The organism is Oscillospiraceae bacterium CM (assembly GCA_022870705.1).
In the GTDB taxonomy this organism is placed as follows: domain Bacteria; phylum Bacillota; class Clostridia; order Oscillospirales; family Oscillospiraceae; genus Sporobacter.
Window position 1 is genome coordinate 748,264 of sequence record CP072107.1, and the last position, 26,998, is coordinate 775,261.

General features: G+C 46.2%; 27 protein-coding genes and 1 pseudogene. 18 read left to right on the forward strand and 10 right to left on the reverse strand.

The annotated features are described in order from the left end of the window. Positions 1 to 4: 4 nt before the first annotated feature. Entirely contained in the window at positions 5 to 247 is a 243-nt protein-coding gene (locus IZU99_03810) for a hypothetical protein (protein ID UOO38391.1), read from the reverse strand. A 68-nt stretch (positions 248 to 315) separates the two neighbouring features. Here IZU99_03810 and IZU99_03815 point away from each other — a divergent pair, with 68 nt between their 5' ends. The 3 genes from IZU99_03815 to IZU99_03825 all read left to right on the forward strand — a co-directional run bounded on the left by IZU99_03815 (position 316) and on the right by IZU99_03825 (position 1,803). Next, positions 316 to 1,071, forward strand: coding sequence for a DUF3849 domain-containing protein (locus IZU99_03815; protein ID UOO38392.1), 756 nt, complete (start codon positions 316 to 318; stop codon positions 1,069 to 1,071). Positions 1,072 to 1,075: 4 nt separating this feature from the next. Further along, on the forward strand, positions 1,076 to 1,414 hold the full coding sequence (gene mobC / locus IZU99_03820; GenBank protein UOO38393.1) for a plasmid mobilization relaxosome protein MobC: 339 nt from the start codon (positions 1,076 to 1,078) through the stop codon (positions 1,412 to 1,414). A gap of 104 nt (positions 1,415 to 1,518) precedes the next feature. Beyond that, complete coding sequence (locus tag IZU99_03825) at positions 1,519 to 1,803, forward strand: hypothetical protein (protein ID UOO38394.1); 285 nt, start codon at positions 1,519 to 1,521, stop codon at positions 1,801 to 1,803. Between the two features lie 60 nt (positions 1,804 to 1,863). Here IZU99_03825 and IZU99_03830 read toward each other — a convergent pair whose 3' ends face one another. Continuing rightward, positions 1,864 to 2,208, reverse strand: a complete 345-nt coding sequence (locus IZU99_03830) for a helix-turn-helix transcriptional regulator (protein UOO38395.1) — start codon at positions 2,206 to 2,208, stop codon at positions 1,864 to 1,866. 120 nt (positions 2,209 to 2,328) lie between these two features. On the opposite strand from IZU99_03830, the gene IZU99_03835 reads away from it, so the two are divergent. Together IZU99_03835 and IZU99_03840 are read left to right on the forward strand one after the other, a co-directional pair. Then, positions 2,329 to 2,913 (forward strand): DUF1273 family protein, encoded by a 585-nt coding sequence (locus tag IZU99_03835; GenBank protein ID UOO38733.1) that lies wholly within the window; start codon positions 2,329 to 2,331, stop codon positions 2,911 to 2,913. Positions 2,914 to 2,975: 62 nt separating this feature from the next. Continuing rightward, the gene (locus IZU99_03840) at positions 2,976 to 4,385 is read left to right on the forward strand and encodes a relaxase/mobilization nuclease domain-containing protein (GenBank protein ID UOO38396.1); all 1,410 of its coding nucleotides are present in this window, start codon (positions 2,976 to 2,978) and stop codon (positions 4,383 to 4,385) included. Positions 4,386 to 4,511: 126 nt separating this feature from the next. Here IZU99_03840 and IZU99_03845 read toward each other — a convergent pair whose 3' ends face one another. From IZU99_03845 to IZU99_03865, 5 genes are all read right to left on the reverse strand, one after another. Further along, positions 4,512 to 6,251 carry an ATP-dependent helicase gene (locus tag IZU99_03845; protein ID UOO38397.1) on the reverse strand — a complete coding sequence of 580 codons (1,740 nt, stop codon included), beginning with the start codon at positions 6,249 to 6,251 and terminating at the stop codon, positions 4,512 to 4,514. Beyond that, positions 6,252 to 8,384, reverse strand: a complete 2,133-nt coding sequence (locus IZU99_03850; GenBank protein UOO38398.1) for an AAA family ATPase — start codon at positions 8,382 to 8,384, stop codon at positions 6,252 to 6,254. Between the two features lie 176 nt (positions 8,385 to 8,560). Next, the gene (locus IZU99_03855) at positions 8,561 to 10,186 is read right to left on the reverse strand and encodes an N-6 DNA methylase (GenBank protein UOO38399.1); all 1,626 of its coding nucleotides are present in this window, start codon (positions 10,184 to 10,186) and stop codon (positions 8,561 to 8,563) included. An 18-nt stretch (positions 10,187 to 10,204) separates the two neighbouring features. Then, positions 10,205 to 13,198 carry an Eco57I restriction-modification methylase domain-containing protein gene (locus IZU99_03860; protein ID UOO38400.1) on the reverse strand — a complete coding sequence of 998 codons (2,994 nt, stop codon included), beginning with the start codon at positions 13,196 to 13,198 and terminating at the stop codon, positions 10,205 to 10,207. Between the two features lie 35 nt (positions 13,199 to 13,233). Then, positions 13,234 to 13,446, reverse strand: coding sequence for a helix-turn-helix transcriptional regulator (locus IZU99_03865; protein UOO38401.1), 213 nt, complete (start codon positions 13,444 to 13,446; stop codon positions 13,234 to 13,236). A 707-nt stretch (positions 13,447 to 14,153) separates the two neighbouring features. Between IZU99_03865 and IZU99_03870 the strand changes: the two genes are divergently transcribed. From IZU99_03870 to IZU99_03890, 5 genes are all read left to right on the forward strand, one after another. Continuing rightward, entirely contained in the window at positions 14,154 to 15,377 is a 1,224-nt protein-coding gene (locus tag IZU99_03870) for an IS110 family transposase (protein UOO38734.1), read from the forward strand. Between the two features lie 331 nt (positions 15,378 to 15,708). Beyond that, positions 15,709 to 16,173, forward strand: coding sequence for a winged helix DNA-binding protein (locus IZU99_03875; GenBank protein ID UOO38402.1), 465 nt, complete (start codon positions 15,709 to 15,711; stop codon positions 16,171 to 16,173). Further along, positions 16,170 to 16,847: a class I SAM-dependent methyltransferase gene (locus IZU99_03880; GenBank protein UOO38403.1), complete on the forward strand. Its 678-nt coding sequence runs from the start codon at positions 16,170 to 16,172 to the stop codon at positions 16,845 to 16,847. The genes IZU99_03875 and IZU99_03880 overlap by 4 nt, the downstream gene beginning before the upstream one ends. Continuing rightward, positions 16,847 to 17,422 carry a GrpB family protein gene (locus tag IZU99_03885; GenBank protein ID UOO38404.1) on the forward strand — a complete coding sequence of 192 codons (576 nt, stop codon included), beginning with the start codon at positions 16,847 to 16,849 and terminating at the stop codon, positions 17,420 to 17,422. The genes IZU99_03880 and IZU99_03885 overlap by 1 nt, the downstream gene beginning before the upstream one ends. Positions 17,423 to 17,491: 69 nt before the next feature. Next, complete coding sequence (locus tag IZU99_03890; GenBank protein UOO38405.1) at positions 17,492 to 18,400, forward strand: LysR family transcriptional regulator; 909 nt, start codon at positions 17,492 to 17,494, stop codon at positions 18,398 to 18,400. 144 nt (positions 18,401 to 18,544) lie between these two features. Here IZU99_03890 and def read toward each other — a convergent pair whose 3' ends face one another. Further along, positions 18,545 to 19,003, reverse strand: a complete 459-nt coding sequence (gene def / locus IZU99_03895; protein ID UOO38406.1) for a peptide deformylase — start codon at positions 19,001 to 19,003, stop codon at positions 18,545 to 18,547. After that, positions 18,984 to 19,238 (reverse strand): helix-turn-helix transcriptional regulator, encoded by a 255-nt coding sequence (locus IZU99_03900; protein ID UOO38407.1) that lies wholly within the window; start codon positions 19,236 to 19,238, stop codon positions 18,984 to 18,986. The genes def and IZU99_03900 overlap by 20 nt, the downstream gene beginning before the upstream one ends. Before the next feature lie 318 nt (positions 19,239 to 19,556). Between IZU99_03900 and IZU99_03905 the strand changes: the two are divergent. The 7 genes and pseudogenes from IZU99_03905 (at position 19,557) to IZU99_03935 (ending at position 25,538) form a co-directional block, all read left to right on the forward strand. After that, a pseudogene (locus tag IZU99_03905) lies at positions 19,557 to 20,400 on the forward strand (DMT family transporter). 16 nt (positions 20,401 to 20,416) lie between these two features. Continuing rightward, positions 20,417 to 21,682: an O-acetylhomoserine aminocarboxypropyltransferase/cysteine synthase gene (locus tag IZU99_03910; protein UOO38408.1), complete on the forward strand. Its 1,266-nt coding sequence runs from the start codon at positions 20,417 to 20,419 to the stop codon at positions 21,680 to 21,682. A 57-nt stretch (positions 21,683 to 21,739) separates the two neighbouring features. Beyond that, entirely contained in the window at positions 21,740 to 21,928 is a 189-nt protein-coding gene (locus tag IZU99_03915; protein ID UOO38409.1) for a cysteine-rich KTR domain-containing protein, read from the forward strand. A gap of 612 nt (positions 21,929 to 22,540) precedes the next feature. Beyond that, positions 22,541 to 23,401: an AraC family transcriptional regulator gene (locus IZU99_03920; protein ID UOO38410.1), complete on the forward strand. Its 861-nt coding sequence runs from the start codon at positions 22,541 to 22,543 to the stop codon at positions 23,399 to 23,401. 74 nt (positions 23,402 to 23,475) lie between these two features. Then, on the forward strand, positions 23,476 to 24,399 hold the full coding sequence (locus IZU99_03925; protein UOO38411.1) for an ATP-binding cassette domain-containing protein: 924 nt from the start codon (positions 23,476 to 23,478) through the stop codon (positions 24,397 to 24,399). Next, positions 24,392 to 25,174, forward strand: coding sequence for a hypothetical protein (locus IZU99_03930; protein ID UOO38412.1), 783 nt, complete (start codon positions 24,392 to 24,394; stop codon positions 25,172 to 25,174). The genes IZU99_03925 and IZU99_03930 overlap by 8 nt, the downstream gene beginning before the upstream one ends. A gap of 247 nt (positions 25,175 to 25,421) precedes the next feature. Continuing rightward, positions 25,422 to 25,538, forward strand: coding sequence for a hypothetical protein (locus tag IZU99_03935; GenBank protein ID UOO38735.1), 117 nt, complete (start codon positions 25,422 to 25,424; stop codon positions 25,536 to 25,538). Between the two features lie 107 nt (positions 25,539 to 25,645). Here the strand turns inward: IZU99_03935 and IZU99_03940 are convergent, their stop codons facing one another. Then, entirely contained in the window at positions 25,646 to 25,963 is a 318-nt protein-coding gene (locus IZU99_03940; GenBank protein ID UOO38413.1) for a helix-turn-helix transcriptional regulator, read from the reverse strand. A gap of 585 nt (positions 25,964 to 26,548) precedes the next feature. Between IZU99_03940 and IZU99_03945 the strand changes: the two genes are divergently transcribed. Continuing rightward, complete coding sequence (locus IZU99_03945; GenBank protein UOO38414.1) at positions 26,549 to 26,971, forward strand: sigma-70 family RNA polymerase sigma factor; 423 nt, start codon at positions 26,549 to 26,551, stop codon at positions 26,969 to 26,971. Positions 26,972 to 26,998 lie beyond the last annotated feature (27 nt).

Below are 26,998 nucleotides of genomic sequence, written 5' to 3' on the forward strand. Positions count from 1 at the left end.
GCCGTCATTCGGTTTTTTCGTCGGCTTTCGCCTTGCGTTTCTGCTTTTGCGCCGCTTTCTTCTGACGCTTGGCGTCTATCTCATGCAGCCATACGCTGACCGGCGCTTTCCACGGCTCGCTTTTGTTTGGGATGTTTTTGATCAGGCTGCGCGGGTTCAGTCCGAGGCGCTTGGCAAGCTCAATATCCTCGTTATTCAGGCGGCATTTCTGTTTGGCGTCCTGCCACATCTGTTCACTGTATGCCATTTGCTCACCCCGCTTTACACGAAAGATTTTATCATAAATTACTCAATTCTGTAATCAGGAGGTTCCATATGAATACGATACCCGTATACAAATATCCCGCTGTCTACGCGCGGGAAAATAATGAGCTGGAACAATACCGCGCTTCCCACAAGGCGAACATTGCCTGCCGGGATGCCATCGACGACGCCATCCGGGACAACTACCGCAATAACTGTCTCGGCAGCGACACCGCAAAACAGGTCATTGTCGAGTTTGGATTTGACCGCACTCTCTATGTGCTTGCGAACACCGTCCGCGAGAAAGATTGGGATGGGCGCATTGACCGCAAAAATAAGGATTGGGCGCGAACGATTCCTGTCTTTGACGATGAGAACGGCTTTGGGGATAATCGGAACCGGGAATTTATTGTAGATAGAGCGCATCCCGGTCTGGTAGACCTTTTCATCAATCAGGCGCGGCGCGAATATCTACTGACCCAGCCTCTTACCAAAGAGGACATTCAGGCGGAGGCCGCGCGGCTGCTCCGGCGTCTGCAAGCCGAGCGCGAACCCAACAGTCCCAGCGGCACGCATTTCATGGCGCAGATCTCGCCGGATTTCCTCATCCGGGCTTCCACCAAAGACCACGACCGCCTGTTCGCCCTGTTACCGTTCAAGTCCCTCACCTTCTCTACACTCAAGGATCGGAAAGGGATTTTCGCGTTTATTCAAAAGGATGAAAACCGTGATCAGCCGCTGCGCTTGCGAAAGCCCTCGGTCAAAAAACAGTTACAGGCCAAACCGACAGAACACAAACCGCATACCAAAACGGAAATGGAGCGGTGACGTCATGGCGAACCGGAAACGGAGCATCCAGCTACACTTCATGGTATCGGAGCATGAAAGGGAGCTGATCGAGCAGAAAATGGCGCAGATGGGTACCCGCAATATGGGAGCCTATCTGCGCAAAATGGCGGTTGACGGCTATGTGGTCAATCTGGATTTATCTGCCGTGGGAGAACTTGTTTCCCTCTTGCGCCGGTGCAGCAATAACCTGAACCAGCTCACGCGCCGAGCACACGAAACCGGAAATGTCTATGTAGCCGATATAGAGGATTTGCGCCAGAATTACGACCGTTTATGGGGCATGGCGGGCAAGATACTCACCGAGCTTTCCGATATTCGGTGATGGAGCGTATACTCCTGTGCGGGACGGCAAAATGGACTTCCGCGTCTTTGTGCGCTATGATTTTGCTGTAAACAAGAAAACCCCGTCTGCAAGGAGGTTCCTTTATGAGAATATTATTAAAAATATTGCTGTTTCCCGTTATTCTTCTGCTGACCATCTTTGTGGCGGCATGCCGGTTCCTCTGCGCCTTTTCTTCGATGATCCTCGGAATACTGGCCTTCGTCATCTTTGCCGTTGCTCTTGGCACGATGGTTCTGCTGGGCGAGTTTTGGGAGGGCGTAAAGATTGTGATTCTGGCGTGGCTCATCTCCCCGTATGGCATACCGCTGTTCGCGTCTTTACTGGTGGAGTTGGTGGATGGCCTGAACAGCAGGCTAAAAGCAATATAAGAATGAACCACAAAAAGGCGGCTTGCGCTTCAGTTACTCTGACGCAAGCCGCCTTTTTCTTTATTGCTTATCTGAAATAGCAAACGCTTCGAGCAGCTTATTCAAAATATCATTGGCAATATTAAATTGTTCTGACGGCAGACGTTTGAGCCGTGAAGTCAGGGCACTCATATCATTTTCTGTTCTATTTTCAAATAAAAGATCGTCGCTGGAAATAGATAAGACCAGACAGATTTTCTTAATGGAAGATAAGGAAACACCCACAGCGCCACGTTCGATAGCTGATATATTCTTAGTCCCCATTCCGATCAATTCCGCAAATCTATCCTGCGTAAGTCCGGCCATTTCTCTGGCCTTTTTTATTCTGTTGCCTATCTCAACATTGATATCCTTTTTCTCTTTCAACTTGACACCACCTTTTAGCATTAGTTTATGTGATGGTATCATTGACTTAAACATGTTGGTACAACTATAATATGTCGCGTTACTAACATTACTTATGAAGGACAGGAGAAAAGAATGTCAATGAAAATGGCTTGCGCGTTTACCGGGCATCGTCCGGTAAGATTCAGTTTTGGTTATGATGAGGAAGATGAGAAATGCATACGGCTCAAGCTGACGCTGGCGGCTCAGATCAGCAGGTTGATAGAAATCGGCGTTTCCACGTTTTATACTGGCATGGCCTTGGGGACAGACCAGTGGTGTGCCGGGATCGTGCTGGATATGAAGCGGCAGTATCCGAATGTGCGGCTGGTCGCCGTGCTTCCTTGTGAAACACAGGCCAGCAAATGGTCGCCGGAGCAGCGGGAGCGGTATTTCAATACGCTTGCAGATTGCGATGATGTCATTACGCTGAATACTCGTTACACGCCGGAGTGTATGCTGGAACGCAACCGCTACATGGTGGATCATGCCGCATATCTCTTGGCCGTTTATGACGGTGGGAACAAAGGTGGCACGGCTTATACCGTTCGCTATGCACGGGAGAAGCAAAGACAGATTATTGTCATTCGCCCGGATACGCTGGAACTCATTTCGGCTGTAGATTTTGAGGCGTTGGAACGGAGAAAGCAGCTTCGGATTCTTCCGAAAAAGGATAGCGATACATAAAAAAGACGGCGGGATGCGCTCTTGAAGCGCCCCGCCGTTTTCGATGGGGGGTGAATTTTCATTTGGCAACCACACGCCTGATTTCCATGCACATTAATAAGGGCAAGACCATTGCCCAATGCCTGACAGACCGCACCGATTATTCTAAAAATCCCGATAAGACAAATGACGGCGAATACATCAGCGCCTATGAATGCGACCCCGCCATCGTGGACGCGCAGTTTCTTCTTGCTAAACGACAATACAAGTCTATCACCGGCAGGGAACAGAAAAATGATGTAATCGCCTATCAGATACGCCAATCCTTCAAACCCGGCGAGGTCACGCCGGAGGAAGCCAACCGTATAGGCTACGAGTTGGGGATGCGTTGGACAAAAGGCCGCCATGCTTTTCTTGTGGCGACCCACATTGATAAAGCGCATATCCACAACCACATCATCTATAATTCCACCTCACTGGACTGTCAGCGCAAGTTCCGCGATTTCCGTGGTTCCGGCCTTGCCGTTCGGAAAATCAGCGACAGGTTTTGTCTGGAACACGGTCTTTCCATCATTGAGAATCCCAAGCGCGGAAAGAAGCATTACGGGAAATGGCTGGGCGATAGTCGGAAGCCCTCTTTTCAGGAAAAACTTCGGATTGTGATTGATGTCGCTCTTGCCCAAAAGCCCGTTGATTTTAATGCGTTTTTACAGGATATTCGGCAGGCGGGTTATGAAGTCAAGACCGGCAAACACCTTGCTTTCCGTATCGCCGAGCAGAAGAAATTCACCCGTCTCCGCTCTCTTGGCGAAGGATATTCAGAAGATGAAATTCGTTCTGTTATAGCCGGAGGGAAAGCCCGTAAACTTGGCAAAACAAAACACCCTGCCAGACAAGCACAGGGCGTCAATCTGCTGGTGGATATTCAAGCAAAATTGCAGGCAGGAAAAGGCCCAGGTTACGAACGCTGGGTCAAGGTTTTCAACCTCAAGCAAATGGCGCAGACGATGAATTTTCTTACCGAAAACAATTTGTTGGAATACGCAGAGCTTGAAGAAAAAGCTGCGGCGGCAACCGCCCGTTTCAACGAACTGTCGGCACAGATCAAGGCCGCCGAAACTCGCATGGCCGAGATCGGGAATCTAAAAGCACACATCATCAATTATTCCAAAACCCGCGATGTTTACACCGCCTATCGCAAAGCCGGATACAGCAAAAAGTTCTATGAGGAGAACGCTTCGGACATCCTGCTGCACAAGGCGGCAAAGTCTGCGTTCGATATACTGCCGGAGAAGAAAATTCCTACCATAAAGGCGCTCCAAACCGAATATGCAACGCTGCTGGCAGAAAAGAAAAGAACCTATTCCGGGTATTCTGCTACGCGCAAGGAAATGAAGGAATTGCTCACGGCAAAGTCCAATATAGACAGGCTCTTGGGTGATGTGCATAAGCAGACTGAAAAGGACCGGAAGCAAGAGTGGTGTCCTTTGTAGGAACGGTGATTGTGCTGATGATTTACCGTCATGTTGTAACAAACAAGGTCTTTGGCTTTACGGTTTTTCCATTCTTTACACGATCGGATACTTGATAAATTCAAACTTGAGGTTCAGATGATCCGATTAAGATAAGTTATGAGCGATCAAAGACAGTTCATCTGTTGGCGTATACTCTGATCCTTTATTCGTCTTGCGCCCGGTTTCGCTAAATAAGTATAAGTTTTGCTTTGCTCTTGAGCAGAGGACATAGAGCAACTTCGATGTTTCTGTTTTTCGAAGAGGCTTTTTTTCTGGCTTTATGATGAAATCCCAGTGCGGCAAATAACCATTGAGTAAGCATACAGCAATAACCGTAGTGTATTCTTCGCCTTTAACCCCATGGATAGTTGAGATAACAACGCCTTGTTTATCCCGAAAATATCTGCTGATCGAATCATAGTCCGTAGGTAGTGTATATTGTTTTACACGCGAATCGATTTTTTCAAAAAAGCGCTCAGTCAAGCCGGGAAGTGCTTTCTCCTTGTTTACGTCGATTCTCAGCAGGGCAAAAACCCGTTCAATGACGGCTTTCAAGCAGACGATACCGTCGGCATCCAGTGTACGGCAATGATTGACAGCGGATAGAATGTCGTAGTTCTGAATTTTGTCTGGCAACATGATTTTTAGGTCATCGCGTATAATTGAAATGAACTCAGTTGCAATTCGTTTTCTTATGGAAACGTTTTCTCCGGAAGGCATAAACAACAACCTTGCCAACAGAAACAAAGGGTTCAAGGGATCGTATTTAATGGGCGAAATATCAGGCGCGTCAAACAACACGTCTGGCAGCTGCGAACGCAGATTTCTCGACAGGCTGAATAATATTAGCCATTGCGGGGCAAGAACACAAATCTCCTCCGCTTTCGTGCCGGACACCAATTCGGAACATATTATCGCTGCTATTTCGGCTGTTAAGTTTTCCTTTGAGACCGACCTGCAGTAGCTTATCGTTCCGGCAGCATCTTTGATATCCGCTACCGAGCAGACACCCGTTTGCGAAACCTCGAAATTCTTGTATAGGTTTACCACACGCTGAGTTGAACGATAACATCCCGTCAGCGGCATTTCCTTGAATGTCGTTTCATAAAGCGCGTCCAGTTCCGCCTTGCACTTCGCGACCCCTCCGAGAGAGCCGTATATTGCCTGATTCATGTCACCCACAAACATGAGGCTGATCGATTTGTTCGCTTTAAAGATTTTTGCAAGGATAGAATATTGAAGCTCGTTTGTATCTTGAAATTCGTCGACCAGAATGCTGTTTATCACAGAGGCAATATTCGCACAAACAAAAGGGCAGCGACTTGAAAGCTCCTCCGAAAAACGAAGAATCATTTCAAAATCAATTTCTTTGTTAGCCGCAAGCAGAGTCTCATATGCAGTAACAACAGCCGGGGTTTGGAAAGGATCGTCAAAGGCGCCCAGTTTTATCCCCAAGTCTTTAGCAATACTTTTCCCGTATTCCCGCTGCGTATATTCGTCAATAATGGAATAACCCTTGCTCAGTCTGCCTGAATACATGGCGTAAGGGCGAATGATAAACTGCATACAGAACTGGTGAATTGTACCCGTCCAAATATTCGACAAATCGATGCCCATATCGTCGAGCCGACTGGCGATCTCGTCAGCGGCTCGATTTGTAAACGTTATCGCTATGTTCCACTTTTTTGATGCTGGCTCTTGCGCCGCCTGATACGCCAAGCGACGAGTAAGCGTACGTGTTTTTCCGCTGCCGGGGCAAGCGGTAAGCAGGACATTTTCGAGAGCTTTGCACGCAGCTTCCTGTTCGGGGGAAAGTCCTCTCAGTATATGGGAAAAATCAGGCACTTAATCCACCACCTTAGCGATGAACGCACTGACCATGTCTTTAGGAAACTCGCGGCAGAAATCTGAAATCAAAGCGGTTCTCTGTTCAGGTGTTGCGGCTTCGTCAAATTCTTTTTTCATGTCATCATAATCGCTGCCCAAATCATTGTATGCTCCAAATGAATACTTAACCATTTTCCATAACAGCTTGGGGGATACAACATCCTTTGCTGCAAAAGCAATCGCATCAAGAATATAAGCCGGTATGATCGCGTTTGCCCTAATTTCAGAAGCGAGTAAGGTGGCATACCATCCCTTCTGGATGTTTTGCGCTATAGTAAGAACAGCGTCGTAACGTTCGACATCAGTGCCGGATTTGATTGCCGCGATATGCTTGTCTTTCGTAGCCTTTTGCGTGTATGCATGCTTTATGACTGCGTATATGAACTCTTTATTTTGAGCGATATTGGCAAAATCAACCTCAAGCGTATGTGGAGCGTAAAAGGCTTCGACATATTGATTTGCCCCAAACAGGGTTGTCAGCCGATCTTTTCTTGCAGCTCCTAAATACATCGCCTCTTGACTGCCTTTTGTTGCACCGGCGATGATTGCATCCAAATCCGTTATTATGGCGCATCGCCTTTGCAAGCGGGCTGCATCAAAAATGCAAGCGACATTTTCAAACGCAACGCTTCCAACATTAATGAGCCCAATGCCCATTTCATCCAGCGAAACCCCAAGCACATTCTTAACCAAAGCAGGAATCAGGATTTCCTCGCCGTCACCTTCTACGAGGATAACACCTTTTGAGAATAACAGCACACTCCGTTTTGCGTCCAAATATCTGGAAAGAATCTGCGTAAACGCCATACCCTTGTGCTTCAGGACGTCGGCTCCAAATTGGTCAAGCCCATTTGTGGGTTTCATTACAAACGACAGCTGCTCATTTACTTTCTTCATAATGTTTACTTTTTCAATATCCGCAACCTCAGAAAGATGCGTCGAGTGCGTGGACATCACGACTTGCGTATAGGTGTGCGCGACTTGAAGGTTGTCAAACAACGTTTTCTGAATGTGTGTATGTATATGGGCTTCCGGTTCTTCGATGATCATGATATTGAGAAGCTCCCGGTTGCGGTTGGCTTCGAACTCGACCAGCTTCAAGGCAATATACAAAATGTTAAGATGACCCAATCCGAGCAGTTCAATATCGTTCTGGTCGGAAGGAGCCATTGTCAGATATCTGGCAAGTGTCGCAAAATCTTCTTTCAAGCGGGATTCCAGCTTGATGTCAGGAGAATAAACCGTTCCGATCATTTCAAGCAGTTTTCGATTTACTTGATTCCCAATATCTGAAATCTGAGGGATACTGGCGATTTTTAAGTTGAGTGCAGTAATTTTACTTTTGATATCATCGATATCTGTTACAGCAATTTCACCTTCGATGGTATCAATGATTTGCCGTATTGGATTTTTTGGTTTTCGAAGTTCATTTTCAACATCTCGCAAAGCATCAATGAAAACTGTTGAAATGTGCTGCCAGACACTTATAATGTCAATTTTTGTGCCAAGCACGGAACTGTCATCGTTTTCGGGGTTGGCGTATTCTCCAGCTGCAATATCGCCTACGATAAACTTATATACAGCTTCGTCGGTAAAGTCAGCTTGAGATCGTGACGTATAAAAAAACTCATAGTCACTGAGCTTTATTTGAGAACGAATTGTTTCGAATCTGCTGCTATGAGAAGCTTCCGCCAACTCCAATCTTTTGGACTTGCATGGACGGATGAACAAAGTGACTGTTCCGTAACCTTTGTCCGCACAACGGATATATGATCTTAAAAAATTGCCATTTTCTTCGTCGGGAGTCAGCTCAGCACAGAATTCGTTATTCTTGTCCTCATTAGATATCTCATCAAAAAACGCAGAGATTATTATCCAATGCCCTTTCCAATCTCCGAGGGCATAAGAAAAATCCGTTTCCTTCAGTCGTTTTGTGTTGTAGTAATAGCTGTCATCCAAAAGTATCCGCATGGCGGTTAGGGCATTTGACTTTCCAGAATCGTTTTCGCCAATAATCGTATTGGCACCCTTAGCAAACTCAAAACGAGCAGACTTCAGGTTTTTGAAATTGATGATTTGAATGTATTTCAAGTACATATCTTCTGCTCTTTCTCCTTACTTTTGTAACTTGCCTACACAACTTTTACGCCCACGACGATTTTGTGAAAATATCCCCTACCCCTTCAACTCCGCCAACGCCTTCATAATTTGCCCCTGCTTCTCTTAAATCAGCGCGATGAGTTCCTGCGGGGAATACCCCTGCCCCCTCAAGACCGCCCCAGCCGCCGCTGCTTGAGCTTCCTCCAAATCAAGCGGCATCTATGGCACCACTCGGGATCAATGCCAAGTGCATCAACCAGTAGTTCTTTGTCAACGATGTCCAATGCCTGCTCAATATCCGCGTCCTGCCGAACAATCGCATCGATGCGGTGCAGCAAGTCCTCACGCTTGGTGGGGTCTATGCCAGATATTTTAGGCAGCAGGATATTTCCCATCTCGCCCGGCAGAATCTCCAGCACCCCGCCACCATAGCTGCGCCCGCAGATCTCCGCAAAGGCAAATGATATGCTGTTGTAGTAGGAAAGCAGTATGTTTAACGGGTCAACGTCGATGTAAAACTTCATGCGGTGCATGGTGTCCGTGGAAACGGCTCCGCATTGGTTTAGTACGAATTTGGGGTAGATGTTGTTGCGACGCAGGAAAAACGCATCCGGCACCCAAACGGAAGGCACGATGTACCAGCGGTCACGGATAGTGCATTTGTAGCCGCTGTGCTGGTCGGATTCCTCGCCCAAGCGGATGTATTCCTTATGTTTTGCGGGGTATTCCTCGTAGGGGGTATCGGGAAAGCTGACCAACATCGCTTTCTTGCCGGCATTGATATTGCACTGCCAGTCAGCTTCTGTGAAGTATATCCCATGGGCATGGGAACTCCGACCGATCAGCGGCAGGGTAACGGATTCCAGTGCATACTGTTTTTCCGTTTCTTCCGTGATGGAGAAGTAATCGTTGTTGCCCGTGGTAATGCCGACATTGATAATACCGTACTCTTTGAACGGGACAAAGCGGTCATCGGCACGGAGGATTTGAATAAGTTCGGCTTCGGTTGAGGACACAAAATACTTAGTCCATTTCTCCTTGACGTGCTGGACTTTCTGATATCCATTTTTACTCAAATCCAAGGCTTTGAAGTCATCAAGGGTATCCATCTGAATGATGCGAATGCCTTTTTCTTCGCCGCCCTTTTCACCAACGAGGACGCACACTTCCTGCTCAATCTCAGGAAAAATGAGTTTTTCGAAGGTGATGAGTGTAATCCTTGAAAGCTGGTTTGTAAGAAACAAACGCAGATCTTCGGCGTAGGCAACCTGTAATATCTCTGCCGGAACGACGAAGGCTATTTTGCCTTTGACAGAAAGCATCTGCACACAAGCGACAAGGAAGCAAACCCATGAGTTGATGAGCTTATTCGACTTCATACCGTGGGAAGTCAGGATTTGCGCCTGAATCTCCCGCTGGGCTTCGGTCAGGTATTGATACCGAATGTAGGGCGGGTTGCCGAGAATCAAGTCGTACCGTTCTTTCTGGTAGCACCGCTCATAAAACTCAAGAAAATCCTCAACCAGAACATTCACGTTCCCGACGTTGGGATAGCGTTTTTGCACTTTTTGCGCTTCTGCCGCCTCTATTTCAACAGCAGTGAGCGTATCGATTCTGTCGAGCATACCGCTGGACTGGAGGCTGTCAATGAAAACGCCATCTCCACAACTTGGCTCCAACACGCTCCGGGGGTTATCATCCGTGAAAAGACCAACCATGGCGTTGGCAAGTGCCAACGGCGTATAATATGCTCCCCGGAGCTTTTGCTCGGTGCTGTCCTTCTTCAGACGCATTCCATACCCCCCTTTCTGTCAAAACTCTAATCGATAAACACGAGAAATCAAGCCCTCAATCCGCTCGATCAGAGCCTTCTTCTGGCGCAGCAGTACGCTCTCCACACGTTTGGGCGGAGCGGATGCCAGCCTGTCATTTATGCCATATACTTCACGGGTCATGCCTACAACTTCGTCGTGGATGGCTCTTTGCACGGGAACAGAGAAGTCCAGTTCCACGAAAGGCAAAGACGACAGGATGAAAGTCCCTCTTGCAACAAAACCACCCTCAAAGTAACTGCCGGACATACGAATGTACTGCTCTGTATAAGGGTTGGATAACCATGCCTGTACGTATTCCAAGTCGTAGGGGCTTCCCGCCTTATGGCTGACCGCGCAATACCCTGCTGTACCGCCGGACGCAATCAACATATCGTTGCCGTCATAGGCGTACATCGGCTCTTGGCTCAGGACGCCAACAATAAGCTTCGGCGTGTTGATGAACGCCGTCAATGCCTGTGTCCTGCCATATTGATACCATGTTTCTGCGGTGGCATTTGGCACATCCCGAACGCCGGAGGGCGATACCAATTTAGGAACCAGCCTGTCATAATAATGGCGAAGGTACGCATACGCGCCGGGGTAGCGGCTTTCCATTTCCTCTCTCGAGATTAGCTTGCCGTTGGTATCATAGGGGAAGATAATCCGTTTGTCCGTGTCCAACAAGCTGTAGGAATTTGAGCCCTTCTCGGCTTTAAGGGTAGGCTTAAAATATGGCTTGAGGATCGCCTTTTCGATGGAGAAGTCCTGCCCATCACGCTCTATGGTGACAGCCGTTCTGTTCTCACGCTTAACCTCACTCGCCGCGAACCAGTATACTGGAACGGGACGCTCTGCGCTGGTCTGGATACCATTGAATATCTCAGCATGGGTTTCCAGCGGAACTGTTCTGCCTTCCAGCCTTTGCAGCAACGCCATGAATTCCATATCCGTGGTCAGCTTCCACGGTGAATCGTCAAGTGAGGACGCTTTCAGCACGATGGATTCCACGTCTTCCCTTGCCCACAAAGTCGGGGCAGAGGTGACGTTGGAATATACAAATTCCTCATTCGGCTGCTTTTGCAGGAGCAGGATTGAACTGTATATGGTCTTATCCTCGAACAACTGCGCGTCGCCGAAGTCATCCAACTGCACCAGCATCGCGTGCCGGGCAATCAACTGCCGCAACTTTTGCCCGGCATCGACCTTGAAGAACTTGTTGGGAACAATATAGCAAACGAGACCGCCATCCTTCACCAGGCGGACGGCGCGTTCGATGAAGATGAAGTATTTGTCAAACTGCTTATATGCGGAACTATATTTGTCTTTGTAGACATCAAATTCAACTACAGGAAGCAGCGCGTGTATATCTTCTGTGCTGACGTAGGGCGGGTTACCGATGATGGCATCAAACGGTCTATCCAGCCGCATTTCTGACCAATTGAACGGAACCACGGCAAGCATTTCACGGGGAGTAAGCCGCCTGCCGTCAAGTTCATGTTCGCCGATCAGGGCGTTGCCGTGGAAGATGTTCGTGCTGAGTTCAGGCAGAATCGGGGTGGACTCCGCAACGGAAGGTGTGGTTTCATTTTCGATGAGCTTAACCAGCAATGAAAACTTGGCGACTTCCACCGCATGGATGTCGATGTCTATGCCATATACACAGGAGCAGAGAAGCTGCTTCTTTTCTTCCAGCGGTAACTTGAAGAAACCGTTCCCAATCTCAATCAGATGGGAAGGGTCGTTCTGGGCGTACCACTCAACGCAATAGTTCTGCAAATAGTCAAACGCTGCTTCAAGAAACACGCCGGAGCCACAGGCAATGTCCGCAATCCGCAACTCCAATAGTTCCTGCGGAGTCTTACCTTCGCACAGCCGCGACATGGTTTGTTCAACGATGTATTTTACGATTTCCGTTGGTGTTGTGACGATGGAGCGGTCAGCATAGTCTTTTTTCTTAGCAAGACCAATGGCACCGCCCGGCAGCACTGCCAACTGCTCCGTGAGGAACATCTCATAGATTTTGCCGAGCAGATTGGATTCGATAATACTGAATAGATAAGGGCTTTGCGGATAATACAAACCCTGTACAATCTCGGTAATGACCACGTTGCTCAAATCGAAAACAATGTTGTTGCCGGAGAACAGACCTGAGTCATATCGGCGGTCGGCGGCGCGGAGCATTTCCTCCAAGCGGGTATTCAGTTGCGCCGGATCGCTGATTGTTTCCTGCAAATTGTGGTATAATGGCAGGTTTTTGTCCTCACATATCCGCAGAAAAACAATCTGATTAATAAAGTCCTGCACTACATCGTTCAGTACGTCCAACGATCGATATTTAGTGTCTTTGTGATAGAGTTCATTGCTCAACGAAACGCGCCAACGGTTAATCTGTTCCAAGAAGAGTGCATCAACCTGCTGTTTTTGCGAGCTGCCTGCTAAAAGGTGTTCATCGAAATAAGCGTCGAACGCGCCGGAATAGATGACATCCCTCGATATCAGGGAGCAAATTTCATCAAATTTGCTGGCGTAGTCAGTAAAGTGAAAAAACCGATACCGCGCAACCGGGCAAGCCTCACCCTCCCTCGGAACAACGGTGGTGTCGTAGATAATCAGGTACTCAAAATTGGTCAGAACGGCTACCTTGTGGTTGGCATTCCAGCCGTATTTCCGGGCTTGCAAAGCTGGTTCGGGGTGACGGAAAATATCAACGGCGGGTTTCTTCGCTTCAACAAACAGTTTTGCAACGCCACGCAGGGTTAGCGAATAATCTGGCCGGTCAGTTTGCGTGGAGTAATTCTCGGCTATCACTTCGCGATATTGGGGAGGCAACCCCTTCGCGTTTGATACATCCCATCCCAACAACTGCAAAAGAGGATCAATATACTCAATCCTGCAAGAATGTTCATTATAAGCGTTTCTCTGATCTTTGTAGTATGTCAGATTCGCCGCAAACTTGTCAGCCAGGGTTTTAAGTTCATTTTGTATATCCATGGAAACCCTGCCTTTCTCACTTTGGTAATTATGCATTAAACATGCTCTAATGCTGTGATGATATCTTTCGGTATATTTTTGCTTTTACAATAATCCAAAATACGCAGCTTCGCCAGACGGCTCGGAACAGAACGGTTGTTCTCCCAACGGTTCAGCGTCGTGAAGCTTACGTTCAATTCGTGGGCAAACTGTTCCTGCGAAATATTCAATTCTTTTCGGACTTCTTTGAGTATTTCATCGAGCTTCATAAGCGCATCACCTCATAGCGTATATTATAGCACACGCTATAAAGAGTTGCAAGAATATAAATCCATTTCCGACCCTTGAATCACATGAACAAACTTGTCGTGTTGCGCTTCATTTGTTCTGTTTATAATGACTCCAATGAAGCGGTAAAAAAAACGTTCACGAAACAGCCGATCCAAATTTTTATACTAGCCTCATCACACATGACGTCGTTCATCTTGACGTTTGGAACGGCTTCCGGCCTGTGTAACCTGACGAGCGAACCGCTCCACATTAAAGCGTCCGAAAGGACGCGCAGCCGCACAATTCTATTGTGCGTTCAGTGGGGATTGGGGAGCCTTCCCCAACAAGCATTTTTTGCGAAATTAACCGCAGGGGAATTGAAGCAAAAAAGCAAGGTGTGTACCACCTTGCCCTGCTTGCTACAATGTGTTTGACCCTGAAAGCAGCGAAAAAACCATGCTGCACAGCGGCTCATACCTAAGCTACAATAAAGGGGTAATCGGTCTTACGGCGCATTGCTTGAGCCTCCACGCTCGTCCGCGCAAACTGTAAACCGCCCCCTCATTGCAGCGTTCGATTTACGCAGGTTGAAGCATCGGAGATTTTCCGTACATTCGTGTAACTAAGCAAGCTGAATCGGTAATGAGTCGCCGCGGTCGCCGATTAGAAATCTTTTAATTGGAGGACTGCCATGAAAACAAGCATCATAACAGCGGTTGGCGTTGATGTTTCTAAGGGAAAGAGCACGGTCGCCATTCGTAGGCCGGGCGGCGAAATCGTAATGACACCTATCACCGTTCTCCACACGGCAGAGGGGCCGGACAAGCTCATTGATACGCTTCGTTCCGTCGAGGGGGAAATCCGCATAGTGATGGAGCACACCGGCATGTACTGGAGGCCGATTGCTCTGGCCCTTAAGAACGCGGGATTTTTCGTCAGCGTCGTGAACGCCATGCTGATCCACGACTTCAGCGACAACTCAATTCGTAAAGTGAAAACAGATCGGGCCGATTCCCTCAAGATTGCCAACTACGCACTGACCTTCTGGCAGGAACTACGCGACTATTCTATAGAGGACGAAAATCGGCAAATGCTGAAAATCCAGAGCCGTCTGTACGAACGTACACTGAACTCCAGCGTTGCACTGCGCAACGGGCTTATCTCTCTGCTTGACCAGGTATTTCCCGGAGCGAATAAGCTCTTCGATGAGCAACGCACCAAGTCCGGGCATATAAAGTGGGTGGATTTTGTCAGGCGTTTTTGGAATAAAGACTGCGTGGCAGCCTCGTCCTTTTCCTCTTTTGCAGACACCTTCCAAAAATGGTGCAAAAGAACCGGATACCATTTCAGCCTTTCGGATGCCGAACGCATTCATGGTATTGCCCGCAACTCGGTTGACATGCTTACAAAAAATGATAGCACGAAGCTGTTGATCACACAAGCGGTAGACAGCCTGAATGCGGTTTATGACACGCTGCAAATTCTTCGGAACGAGATGTACAGGTTGGCATCATTGCTCCCTGAGTTCGAAATCGTCATGTCGATGCAGGGCGCTGGAAAAATAACGGGGCCGCAGCTCATGGCCGAAATTGGAGACGTGCGACGTTTTACGAGCAAAAGTGCTTTGGTCGCCTTTGCCGGAGTGGATGCACCGCCTTATCAATCTGGCACCTTCGACTCCAAGTCAAGGCATGTCTCAAAACGCGGCTCGCCGCATCTTCGCAGAGCGCTGTTTACTATTTGCAGTGTTGTCCTCCAGCACGCTGATCCAGAGAATCCAATCTACCAGTTCATGAACAGAAAACGGGTGGAGGGGAAACACTTTTACGTCTACACTGTGGCAGGCGGAGCTAAGTTTCTGCGTATTTATTATGCCAGGGTGAAAGAGTATCTGAACGCTTTAGACGCCCAGGCAGATATAGTGGCATAATGTGGGCATTCATACACGGCTGACGGTAGCAGCCATGCCGCTTCTCGGCATGGTCTGATGACGTCTGCCCTCGCAGCACCGCAGTGCTGCGGAACCTCAGATCCGCAAAAAGCAGACTGCTTTGCGGGTCTATTTGTTGTGCTATCTTATTGTACAGAATAGCCCGATCATTTTTTGTGGTTTAGGGCTTGACACCTATTTGCAGGTTTGCCGTTTAGCGCGACCCTGGGAATAGCATAAAAAGACGAGGAAAGGATTGACTATCGGTTTGCGGCTCCGTATAATGATGTTAGGTAGTCTACCTAACATCAGCTGCGGGGAGAAAATTAAAATGCCTAACCATGAAAGCATCTCAAAAAACATTTCAATAACCTTGTACGAAGCTTATAAAACATACAATAAGCGTTTAAGCAGTTTGTTCAGCAAAGAAGGATACGGTGAAATAACAGCAAATAGCTGCCAGTATCTACACATGGTATCCGTGCTGAATCAATATGAAAACTCGGCAACGATAACCGGCCTCTCCAATCGATTGGGGGTTAAAAAGTCCTCAGTTATCCAGATGGTCAACAATCTGCTTAAATCAGGATACCTGACAAAAAAGAACAAGGATGCGGATCGAAGGGGGTTCGCGTTAGAGCTTACCGAAAAAGGTTTGGAAATACTCAGGCATGAGGAAGTGTTTTCAAACAACTTCCTCAATTACTTCTGCGACACGCTTTCCCCGGAAGAAATGCAGGCTCTTGAGAGTATCGCAAAAAAAATCTCCGCGAAAATCCATAAGGAGACAATATGAGTAATCAGAATGACATAAAAATTGACTTTGACAGGATTGCGGAACTTGAACAAAACAAATGGAATCACAATAACCATTATTATAATTTCTTGTTGCGGAAAATTGGGAAGAGGCGCGACGATTCATTGGAGATCGGCTGCGGAACCGGTGAATTCTGCAAGTTGCTTGCTTTAAAAAGCAAGCAAGTGACCGGCATTGACTTATCGCCAAAAATGATTGAAAAAGCCAAGAAAAACAGCTCTGTTTCAAATATCAGTTTCATTAACGCCGACATCACTGACTGTGATTATGTAGAAAATTCGTTTGACTGCATTGTTTCCATAGCGACCATGCACCATCTTCCATACAAAGCGGTATTGGAAAATGCGAAGCAATGGCTAAAAATCGGAGGAATTATCTTAATTTTAGACCTGTATAAGAGCGATACCCCGGCGGATTATTTCTATTCTTTGATCGCGTCGCCGATAAACGTTCTGATGTGCCTGATTAAAAATAAAAGGATAAGACAAACTCCGGAAGAGGCTGAATATTGGAGAGAGCATTCGAAACACGATCAATTTATGACCATAAAGGAAATCAAAAGAATTGCATATGAAGTCTTACCGGGGGCAAAGGTAAAAAGGCGGTTGTTTTGGAGGTATTCTTTGGTCTGGAATAAGAAGGTGAAAAGCTGATGAAAAAGCATTTGTCGGATATGACTCTGGAAGAACTGTGGGAGTTGTTCCCAATCTTCTTAACGGAACACCAACCCTGCTGGGATGCCTGGTATCACGAGGAATTATGCAATTTGCAGCAGCTTCTGCCCGCAAAAGAGATAGTGCGGATCAGCCATATCGGCAGTACCGCTATCAAGACGATCCGGGCAAAGCCCACTGTGGATATTTTGGTTGAAACCACACCGGACAGTGATTGGGCAACCGTTAAAGATAAGCTGCTTCAAGGCGGATACCTCTGCATGCTGGAAAACAGCAGACAGATTTCGTTTAATAAGGGTTACACGGAAAACGGCTTTGCGGAAAAGGTCTATCATCTGCATTTACGGCGTGAGGGGGACAACGACGAGCTTTATTTCCGGGATTATCTGCTTGACCACCTTCAGGCGGCAAAAGCATATGAAGAGTTAAAGATGAATCTGTGGAAAAAGTACGAGCATGACCGTGATGCCTATACCGAAAGCAAGACGGATTTCATCCGGAAATATACGCAGGAGGCCAAAAAACTTTACGGGAAACGATATGACCAAAGATAAACCGCTCTTTACAGAGCCAAGAAGAACCGGGAAGGACAAGCGGAATAACGCTTAAAGGGGGAATTTGCTTTGACCATACAACAGTTAAAATATATCGTTGAAGTAGCGGACAAGGGTTCCATTACAGAGGCGGCGAAGAGCTTATTTGTTTCTCAGCCAAGTCTGTCTGCTTCGATAAAAGAATTGGAATCAGAAATAAAGACGACAATTTTTGTCCGCACAAACAGAGGAATCGTTGTTTCAAACGAGGGAGCGGACTTCTTGGCCTACGCCCGCCAAATATTACAGCAGGTTGTTTTGGTTGAAGACAGATATATCAACGCCACCCCCTCAAAACAACGGTTTTCGGTTTCAACGCACCATTATACTTTTGCAGCCAACGCTTTTGTCGATCTGATCAAGGAGTTTGGGGGCGATGAATATGAATTCACTTTGCGGGAAACAAAAACCTTTGAGATTATTGAAGATGTCAAAAGTTTACGAAGCGAATTAGGCATCATCTATTTGAGCAGTTTCAATGAGCACGTGATTCGTAAATATTTGAATGAAGGCAATCTCCTTTTTTCTGAACTGTTTGTCGCGGCGCCTCACATCTTCATATGCAAAGAGAATCCTTTGGCGGGCCGTTCCAGCGTTACACTTGATGATTTGGAAAATTTACCATACTTGGAGTATGAACAGGGCGAACATAATTCTTTTTATTTTTCAGAAGAAATATTGAGCACTCTGAATCATAAGAAAACAATAAAGGTAAGTGATCGCGCGGCGGTAGTTAATCTTTTGATCGGTATAAACGCTTATACTATTTCTACAGGCGTGTTTCCATCATACCTGCATGGGGACGATATTATTGCAATTCCATTGGAGGTTGAGGAAAAAATCCACGTTGGCGTTATCACTCACAAGGACTATATACCGACGCGGTTAGGTGAAATTTACCTGTCTGCGTTGAAAAGAATTGCTGATGAACTTGTATAGCAAGCAGTAAGCTGCTTCCTTTAGGATAGTATCCCTATGGAAGCAGCTTTTTCATGACCCGGCGCAGTGCTGTTTTAACGACAAGCGCACCGAATATTCATTTTTTTACGCCCCTAATTCCATCAGAGCAAGGCGTTCCATAATCTACTTGATTGCCACATATTCGATAACTTTGTCCGTAAATATGATTCCGTCCAAGTGGTCAACTTCATGGTTAAGGCACTTTGCCAGTTCACCGGAAGCCTGTACAGTGATGGCCTGCCCGTTTTCATCGAGGGCTTCAACGATAACCTTTTCCGGCCTTAACACTTTACCCCAAATGCCGGGATAACTCAAACAGCCCTCAATAACAAGCTGCTCTCCTTCAGATTCAACAATTTTAGGATTGACCAATTTAAGTAAGCCTTCTCCCATGTCGGCAACAACTAAGCGTCGTAAAATGCCCACCTGACAAGCCGCCAGGCCGCCGCCATTTTGGATACTATACATTGTCTCCGCCATGTCGCCGAGGATTTCCCTGATGCGGTCGTCAACCTTATCAACAGGTCGGCTCTTTTTACGCAAGAATTCATCATCGAATTTTCTAATCTCTCTTAGTGCCACAAACATGCCCCCTGCTGATATCTGCGCGGGATTTTCTTTCACTTTCTGCAAATAGAAAGACGTTTTCGATAGGTTGGTCAAAAACCTTCGCTATATCGTATGCAAGCCATATGGAAGGTTCATTTTTCTCTGTTTCTATCGCATTGATGGCCTGCCGCGATGTTCCTACCATCTCGCCTAATTGCTCCTGTGTCATGCCTAACGCTTCGCGCAACTGTCGAACTCTGTTTTTCATAGTGACTTCTTAACCTCCCGCCATGTCATGTTAACCTTACAACATTATTCTATCATAGCATCATTTCTGTGTCAACCTAACCTTACATACAATCGAGATTTTTTGTGTTGCTAATAGTAAAAAAAGAATTACTATTTGTTCGCTGCTCCTCTTTTTGTTTTGTTTCTCATCCAAATGCGCTATCCGCATTATGCCATGATCTGAAATAGTTTCATCCTATTTCAGGCCATAGTATTTTTGTGTTTTCCTATATCACAGCTATACATTATACTGAAAGCAAAGAGGGTGATTTCGATTTCGCAGAAAAAAGCCGATTTGATGATTGCTTTAATCACAGCCGCATGGGGGTCGTCTTATCTTTTTATGAAGATGGGATTGCACAGCGTAGGTGTTTTCAATTTAGTTGCTCTGCGTTTTGGAATCGCCTTTTTATTGACCGCCCCGATTTTTTATAAAAGGCTATGCAAAACGGACAGAAAGACGTTATTGTATGGAGCGATACTTGGATTTTCGTTGTTCTGCGTACTGTCAGCGCTCATGTTTGGATTACTGACGACTTCCGCATCCTGCGCAGGTTTTCTTGCTGGAACAACCGTCGTTTTTGTTCCATTGCTCCAAACTGTTATCTATCGCAAAAAGCCGTCGCTGCGGATAACAATCGGCGTTATTTTAACAATGATTGGGATTGCCTTGCTGACGATAAAAGATACTTTTCGACTTGACGCAAGGTCTTTGCTTTGTGTATTGGCTGCTCTTATTTATGCGGGACAGATTTTACTTACAAGCCGTTTTTCAAAAAGGGCAGAGCCGTTAACGCTTGGAGTCTTACAATTAGGATTTGCCGGGATATTCGGATTGCTGTTTTCCTTTGCGTTTGAAAGCCCAAGATTGCCGGGCAGTCCTGTTGAATGGTTTGCCGTATTGGCTCTAAGCGTTGTATGCAGTGCGCTCGGATTTGTATTGCAGCCGGTCGCTCAAAAATATACGACGCCCGAACGCACAGGTATTCTGTTTTCCCTTGAGCCTGTTTTTTCAGCCGCATTTGGATTTATTTTCCTTAATGAGGTCTTAAAGCTTCAGGGTTATCTCGGAGCGGCGCTTGTACTCGCTGGTGTGATCGTTTCCGGCATCAATAAGAAATATATGGTTTTTAACCAATTAACAAGGAGGAACAGTAAATGAGAGACGAAACAAAATGCCTGCATTCGGGATATACTCCCAAAAATACAGAACCGAGGGTCCTGCCCATTATCCAGAGCACGACCTATGTCTATGATTCGACGGAGGATATAGGCAAAGTTTTTGACGATCCAATGAAAAGCCTTATCTACTCACGCTTTGGGAACCCGACCGTAATGGCTGTAGAGGAAAAAATAGCGGATTTGGAAGGCGGTATCGGTGCCTTATGTACAACGTCAGGGCAGGCCGCTTTATTACTCTCAATCCTGAATATTTGCAGCTCAGGCGACAGCTTTATCAGTACAACCCAGATTTACGGCGGAGCTATCAATCTGTTTTCTCATACCTTAAAACAACTCGGTATCGAGTGCATCTTTGTAAGCGGTGACGCTGATGAAGAAGAAATTAACGCCGCCTTCAGGCCGAACACAAAAGCGGTATTCAGCGAGACGCTTGCCAATCCTGCTTTAAGCGTACTCGATATTGAGAAATTCGCCGGGATAGCCCATTCCCATAATGTACCGCTGATCATTGACAACACATTTGCGACGCCTATCCTTTGCAAACCCTTCCAATACGGCGCAGACATTATTGTGCATTCCACATCGAAATATATGGATGGTCATGCCCTGCAAGTAGGCGGTGCAATCGTTGACAGCGGAAATTTCGATTGGGCACGCGGAGATTTCCCCGGATTGACCGGGCCGGACGAGTCCTATCACGGAGTTACTTATACGGATACCTATGGAAAACGCGCTTATATAGTCAAAGCCAGAATGCAGCTAATGCGTGATTTCGGCGCATATCCATCTGCAAATTCTGCTTTTTTGCTGAATCTGGGGCTTGAAACGCTGGCTATACGGATGGAAAGATATTGTGAAAATGCCCTGACGGTCGCAAAATACCTTGAGGTCTCCGATAAGATTGAAGCAATCAATTATCCGGGACTTGAAAACAACAAATATCACGGCTTGGTGAAAAAATACCTCAAAGGGGCAAGCGGAGTCATTTCATTTGTTGTCAAAGGCGGAAAGGAAAACGCCGTTAAGTTTATGGATACATTGAAACTGGCTTCAAATGAGGTCCATGTCGCAGACATCCGGACCAGCGTATTACATCCGGCAAGCGCCACCCACCGTCAATTATCCGATAAGCAATTGATTGCGGCCGGAATAGATCCCGGTATGGTTCGCTTATCCGTCGGGCTTGAAAATGTCAACGACATTTTGGACGATATTGAGCAAGCGTTGAAGGTAATAAACTAAAAAACATATGCCGCAAAACCGTTGCTATGGCGGCAAGAATTTGACAGAGGCGATAATATGGCAAAGATTAATTGGATTCTGTGCCCTGTTTGCCAAAATAAGACAAGGTTGAAAATCCGTGAGGATACGGTACTTGAAAATTTTCCTCTGTTCTGTCCGAAATGCAAACAGGAGACGCTAATCATGGTAAAACAACTTAATATGTCAGTTATCAAAGAGCCAGACGCTAAGACGCAGAGCCGATAACATGTGAGAACGTTTCACAGTTATCGGCTCACTCTTTTACAGAGTTGAAGAACTAAACTCCTTTATTCTGCGCACTTCGGGCCAATTTGGCCCGAAGTAACTGCCCTTAATTTCCGCTGTGTTGAAGTTCTCTGCAAATACTCCTTGCCGAAGCAATAGCTACTCGCTGCTCCTGTTGATGAGCGTCCCGCAATTCACGTATAAATTGTTCCTGCTCCGGTGTACCGGGTACATCATCAGGACGGAAAAATAAGATCGGCTGGAATACTAAGCTCTCGGATGATCTTATAGAGAACCTCAAATGTCGGATTGCGTTTCCCTATCTCAATAGCAATGACGGTTCATAAAGAAACATCTATTTGTTTCAGCAATCGCTATTTGTTTTATTCCGTGTGCTACACAGGCCGTTTGAATAACAGCACCCATATGTTTCATATGAGCGACATCTTTACGGAGAGGAAAAGCCACCCAATATAACCATTTTGCCAATAATCGACAGTATTGTTCGTTTTACGCCCAAATGATATAGTAATGGCATCTCACATTTTTGTGCAGAAACGGAGAGGACAATATTTTATATTATGATAGACTTTGATTATTGAAGGTGATGCAATGGAATGGCTCGAGAGACTGAATCAGTCGATAAATTACATGGAAGAGAATTTAAGCGGTACAATTAGCTATGAGCACGCTGCGCAGATCGCTTGCTGCTCGACTTTCCACTTCCAGCGGATGTTTTCGTATATCGCGGGTATCCCGCTGGGTGAATACATTCGCCGCAGGCGGATGACGGAAGCGGCATTTGATTTGCAGAACAACGGTATGAAGGTAATTGACACGGCGCTGAAATACGGGTATGAATCGCCCACCTCGTTTAACCGTGCTTTTCAAAGCGTACATGGAGTTGCTCCGGCTTCCGCCCGTAGTGAAAGCGTAACTCTTAAGGCATATCCGCGCATCAGCTTCAAAATTTCAATCAGAGGAGATGCCGAGATGAATTATAAAATTGAGACAAAGAACGCGTTCCGGATCGTCGGCGTAAAAGAACACTTCCTCATGGACGTGGAGGAAAGCTTCGCAAAGGTGCCGCTGTTCTGGCAGGAAACAGTACAGGCGGGCATGATTCCAAAGCTGTGCGGGCTGATCGACAAGCCTCCGCTTGGTGTTATGGGGGTCAGCAGCTGCATGAACGGCAAGGACTTCGACTATTATATCGCGGCGGCGTCCGACAAGCCGGTGCCGGACGGGATGACGGAATATGAGGTCCCGGCCTGTACATGGGCGATATTTGAATGTATCGGCCCCATGCCGACCGCAATTCAGCAGCTGCAAACGCGGATCGTGTCCGAATGGCTGCCCGTATCCGGCTATGAATACGCCGATGCGCCGGACATTGAGGTCTACCCCGAGGGCGATCAGGCCGCTTCTGACTACAAATGCGAAGTCTGGCTTCCGGTCGTTAAGAAAAAATAAGCAAAAGGGTTTATTCTGAATTCTGCCTAAACTGTGGTAAAAAAAAACCGCAGTTTAGGCAAAGGAGAATCTAAATGGGCGGGTTTGTTATACAGACCAGAAACTTAAGCAAAAAATTCAAATCTCAATACGCCGTGAATTCGTTAAATATGTCGGTAAAAAAGGGAGATATATATGGCTTGATCGGAAAAAACGGCGCAGGAAAAACAACGTTTATCCGGCTTATAATGGGCTTGATTTACCCAACTGAGGGAGAAATTGCGATGTGGGGTGAAAGTAGTGAGACAGCCCTGCTGGAAGGACGTAAACGGGTAGGCTCCATCATTGAAACACCCGCATTCCATCCCAATATGAATGCAAAGCAGAATCTTGAAATGGTAAGGCTTCAGAGAGGTATTCAGGGAAAAGACTGTATTGACAGGTGCCTTAAGGATGTTGGGTTGGAGGATACCGGCTCCAAAAAGGCGAGCAGGTTTTCCTTGGGTATGAAACAGAGGCTCGCAATTGGGGCGGCTCTGATATCAGATCCGGAAATGTTGATTCTGGATGAACCTGTCAACGGGCTAGACCCGATAGGGATAGTTGAAATCAGAGAGCTCCTTAAAAAAATAAACCGGGAGAGAGGCGTAACAATTCTTATTTCAAGCCATATTCTAAGCGAAGTCTATCAAATGGCGACATGCTACGGCATCATGCATAAGGGTGAGCTTATTGAAGAACTAACTATGTACGAGCTGAACAATAAAAGCAGGAAATACCTTCAAATAACTGTCGATGACGCATCAAAAGCAGCTGTTGTCATAGAAAGGGAATTCGGGACTACCAATTTTGAAATCCTACCCGGCAGTAAAATCCATCTTTATGACCGTACTGATAACCCCGGTGAAGTAAACAGGATTCTGAATACCAACCGGATCGTGGTGGAGTCAATCCAACTGATGGGAGAAGATCTGGAAGCATATTTTCTTAAGTCGGTAGGAGGCACAGGAAATGTCTAATCTATTAAAGGCTCAGTTTTACAGGCTATTTCATGGCAAATTTTATTTTGTGATCATATTAATCAATGTATTTATAAATATTTTTGGGGTTGCTGCATACTGGATGCTTGAAAATGACCCCACTACAGGAAGAGAAGGTGTACAAAGCGTTAAGGGGTATACCCTAATGTACAAAGTAATAAGCAGTGGAGGAGTTGAAGTCTTTGAAATAGTGGCAATAATTTTTGTTGCACTTTTTATTGCTTCCGGATTCAGACAGGGCAATATCAAATCCGAAATATCTTTTGGCTATAAAAGAGTAAGTATCTATCTCTCAAAACTACTCTCGTCCATGGTTGGAGTGGTAGGTATCGTTGCATCAAGCATGCTGACGGGACTGGTGGCAGGAACAGCCTTTTTCGGGTTTGGATCTCCTGTCGGCAATGATGTAATCATTGGACTTATTAGGGCATTCATATTGGTTATGCTTGTTTCTCTGGCCTTTTGCAGCATATATGTCCTGATTTCCTTTGTACTTAAGGAACCTGGAGCAATTATCGGAATATATATTGGATTTACAGTTCTGATTACCAATTTGCTCGTGGCTCAGCTTTCCCAGCGTTTTGAGTGGTTTAAAAAAGCGATGGATTATATCCCTCAGACACAGTTTTATAATGTTGCATCTATTGACATTAACGCAGCAACGGCACACACTGCGGTTGCCTACACTATTGTGCTGATGTTTGCAAGTACTCTGGTAGGGTGTGCAATTTTCAGAAAACAGGATATTACATAAGCAGGAGAAAGTGGTGGACAATGACTGCTTTCGTATATTTAATAACGTTGATACTGGCTTTGACGGTAATTATCCTGCCTGCCGCCTTTACATTGTGAAAAAGATTTACAGTCTATCAGTTCAGACATGGAGCATTTTGACGGAGACAATTTTAGAAAAACGTGAGCATAGCAAGCGGGAATAAAAGGGTTTAAGCACTTGCAGCTATAATCAACAGAAAGATTCGTTTTTTAAGGAAGAGGATACAATACTTAAAAACTTCCCGTTGTTCTGTCGGAAGTGCAAGCAGGAAACCTTAATTAATGTACGACAATTAAATATGCCAGTTATCAAAGAGCCAGACGCTAAGACGCAGAGCCGATAACATGTGAGAACGTTTCACAGTTATCGGCTCACTCTTTTACAGTGTTTGAAGAACTAAACTCCTTTGTTCTGCGCACTTCGGGCCAAGTTGGCCCGAAGTAGCTGTCCTTATTTTTCGTCGTGTCGAAGTTCTCTCCAGATACTTCTTGCCGATGCAATAGCTATCCGCTGTTCCTGTTCGTCGGCGTCCCGGAATTCACGGATAAATTGTTCCTGCTCCGGCGTGCCATGTACATAATCGGGCCGGAAAATAAGATCGGCCGGGATGTTGAGTTCTCGGATGACTTTATAGAGAACCTCAAACGTAGGATTGCGCTTTCCTGTTTCGATGGCAATGACGGTTCGCAAAGAAACATCTATTCTCTCAGCAAGCGCTGTTTGCGTTATACCGTGCGCTAAGCGGGCTGCTTGAATGACAGCGCCCATATGTTTCATATCATTGTGCATTTTGTATCACCCCATCCTTAGTTTAACGGACAAATGACAATTACATAATGCGGTTAAGCGTCCTATTGATATGAAACATATTTCACAATTCAATAAGCAAAAATCAGCTGGACAAGGCAATAAAAAAAAGACTGCTTTGGCTGGCCGGTTCAATACGTGAAAATTGCAATTCACATCTGCCAAGGCAATCTGAAAGGAGCTTTGGCAGATGTTGTTTTTACTACCAGAACGCCGCTTCTTTAGAAAGGCGGCAGCTTAGCAGACAGCCTATATATTTTATGGGCAATCCTCAAAGGTAAACGCTTAAAAAAAGTCGTTGCTCCGCAAGGATAAATCCCATCCTTGTATGTGCAAGTTATAACATCACAATATGTAATTTGTGTCAATGTCGACGTGCCATGCGGAGGGTACTCCGCTTAGGCGCGTTTTTTATTTGCTTTTCATTGGACAGGCATTTCCGACACATCGGGCCAACTTGGCCCGATGTGAAGCCCCGTTGCAGATCCCCGCCGCCCCCATTTCGATTCGCCGTTCCCTAAAAAATCGAAATGGAGGAAATGCCATATGGCAAAGATCAATCTGCGGGACTATTACCCGTTTTACAAAACCGACTTTTTTGTTGACGTACCCGATGAAGTTGAAATTGCCTTGCTAGAAGCTGAGAGGCTGGAAAGAAATTATATTCGCCGCCGCTTTTATAACAAGGCTTATTACTCATTGGACGCAGGAGATGGAATTGAAACCGACATCCTTTTCATATCACTTTCACCCTGCGAAGTGTACGAACGTAAGGTCACGGCTGAACAGCTACACGCGGCGATTGCCTCTTTGCCGGACAAGCAGGCCAAGCGTATTTACGCGCATTACATACTCAGCATGAGCAAAGCGGAGATTGCACGGGCAGAGGGCGTAGCGGAAAACGCTGTGAAGGATGCTATAAGCCGCGGACTAAAACGTATGGAGAAATATTTGAAAAATACTCTTTAATCTCCTGTCGTTTTGCCTGCTGAATCT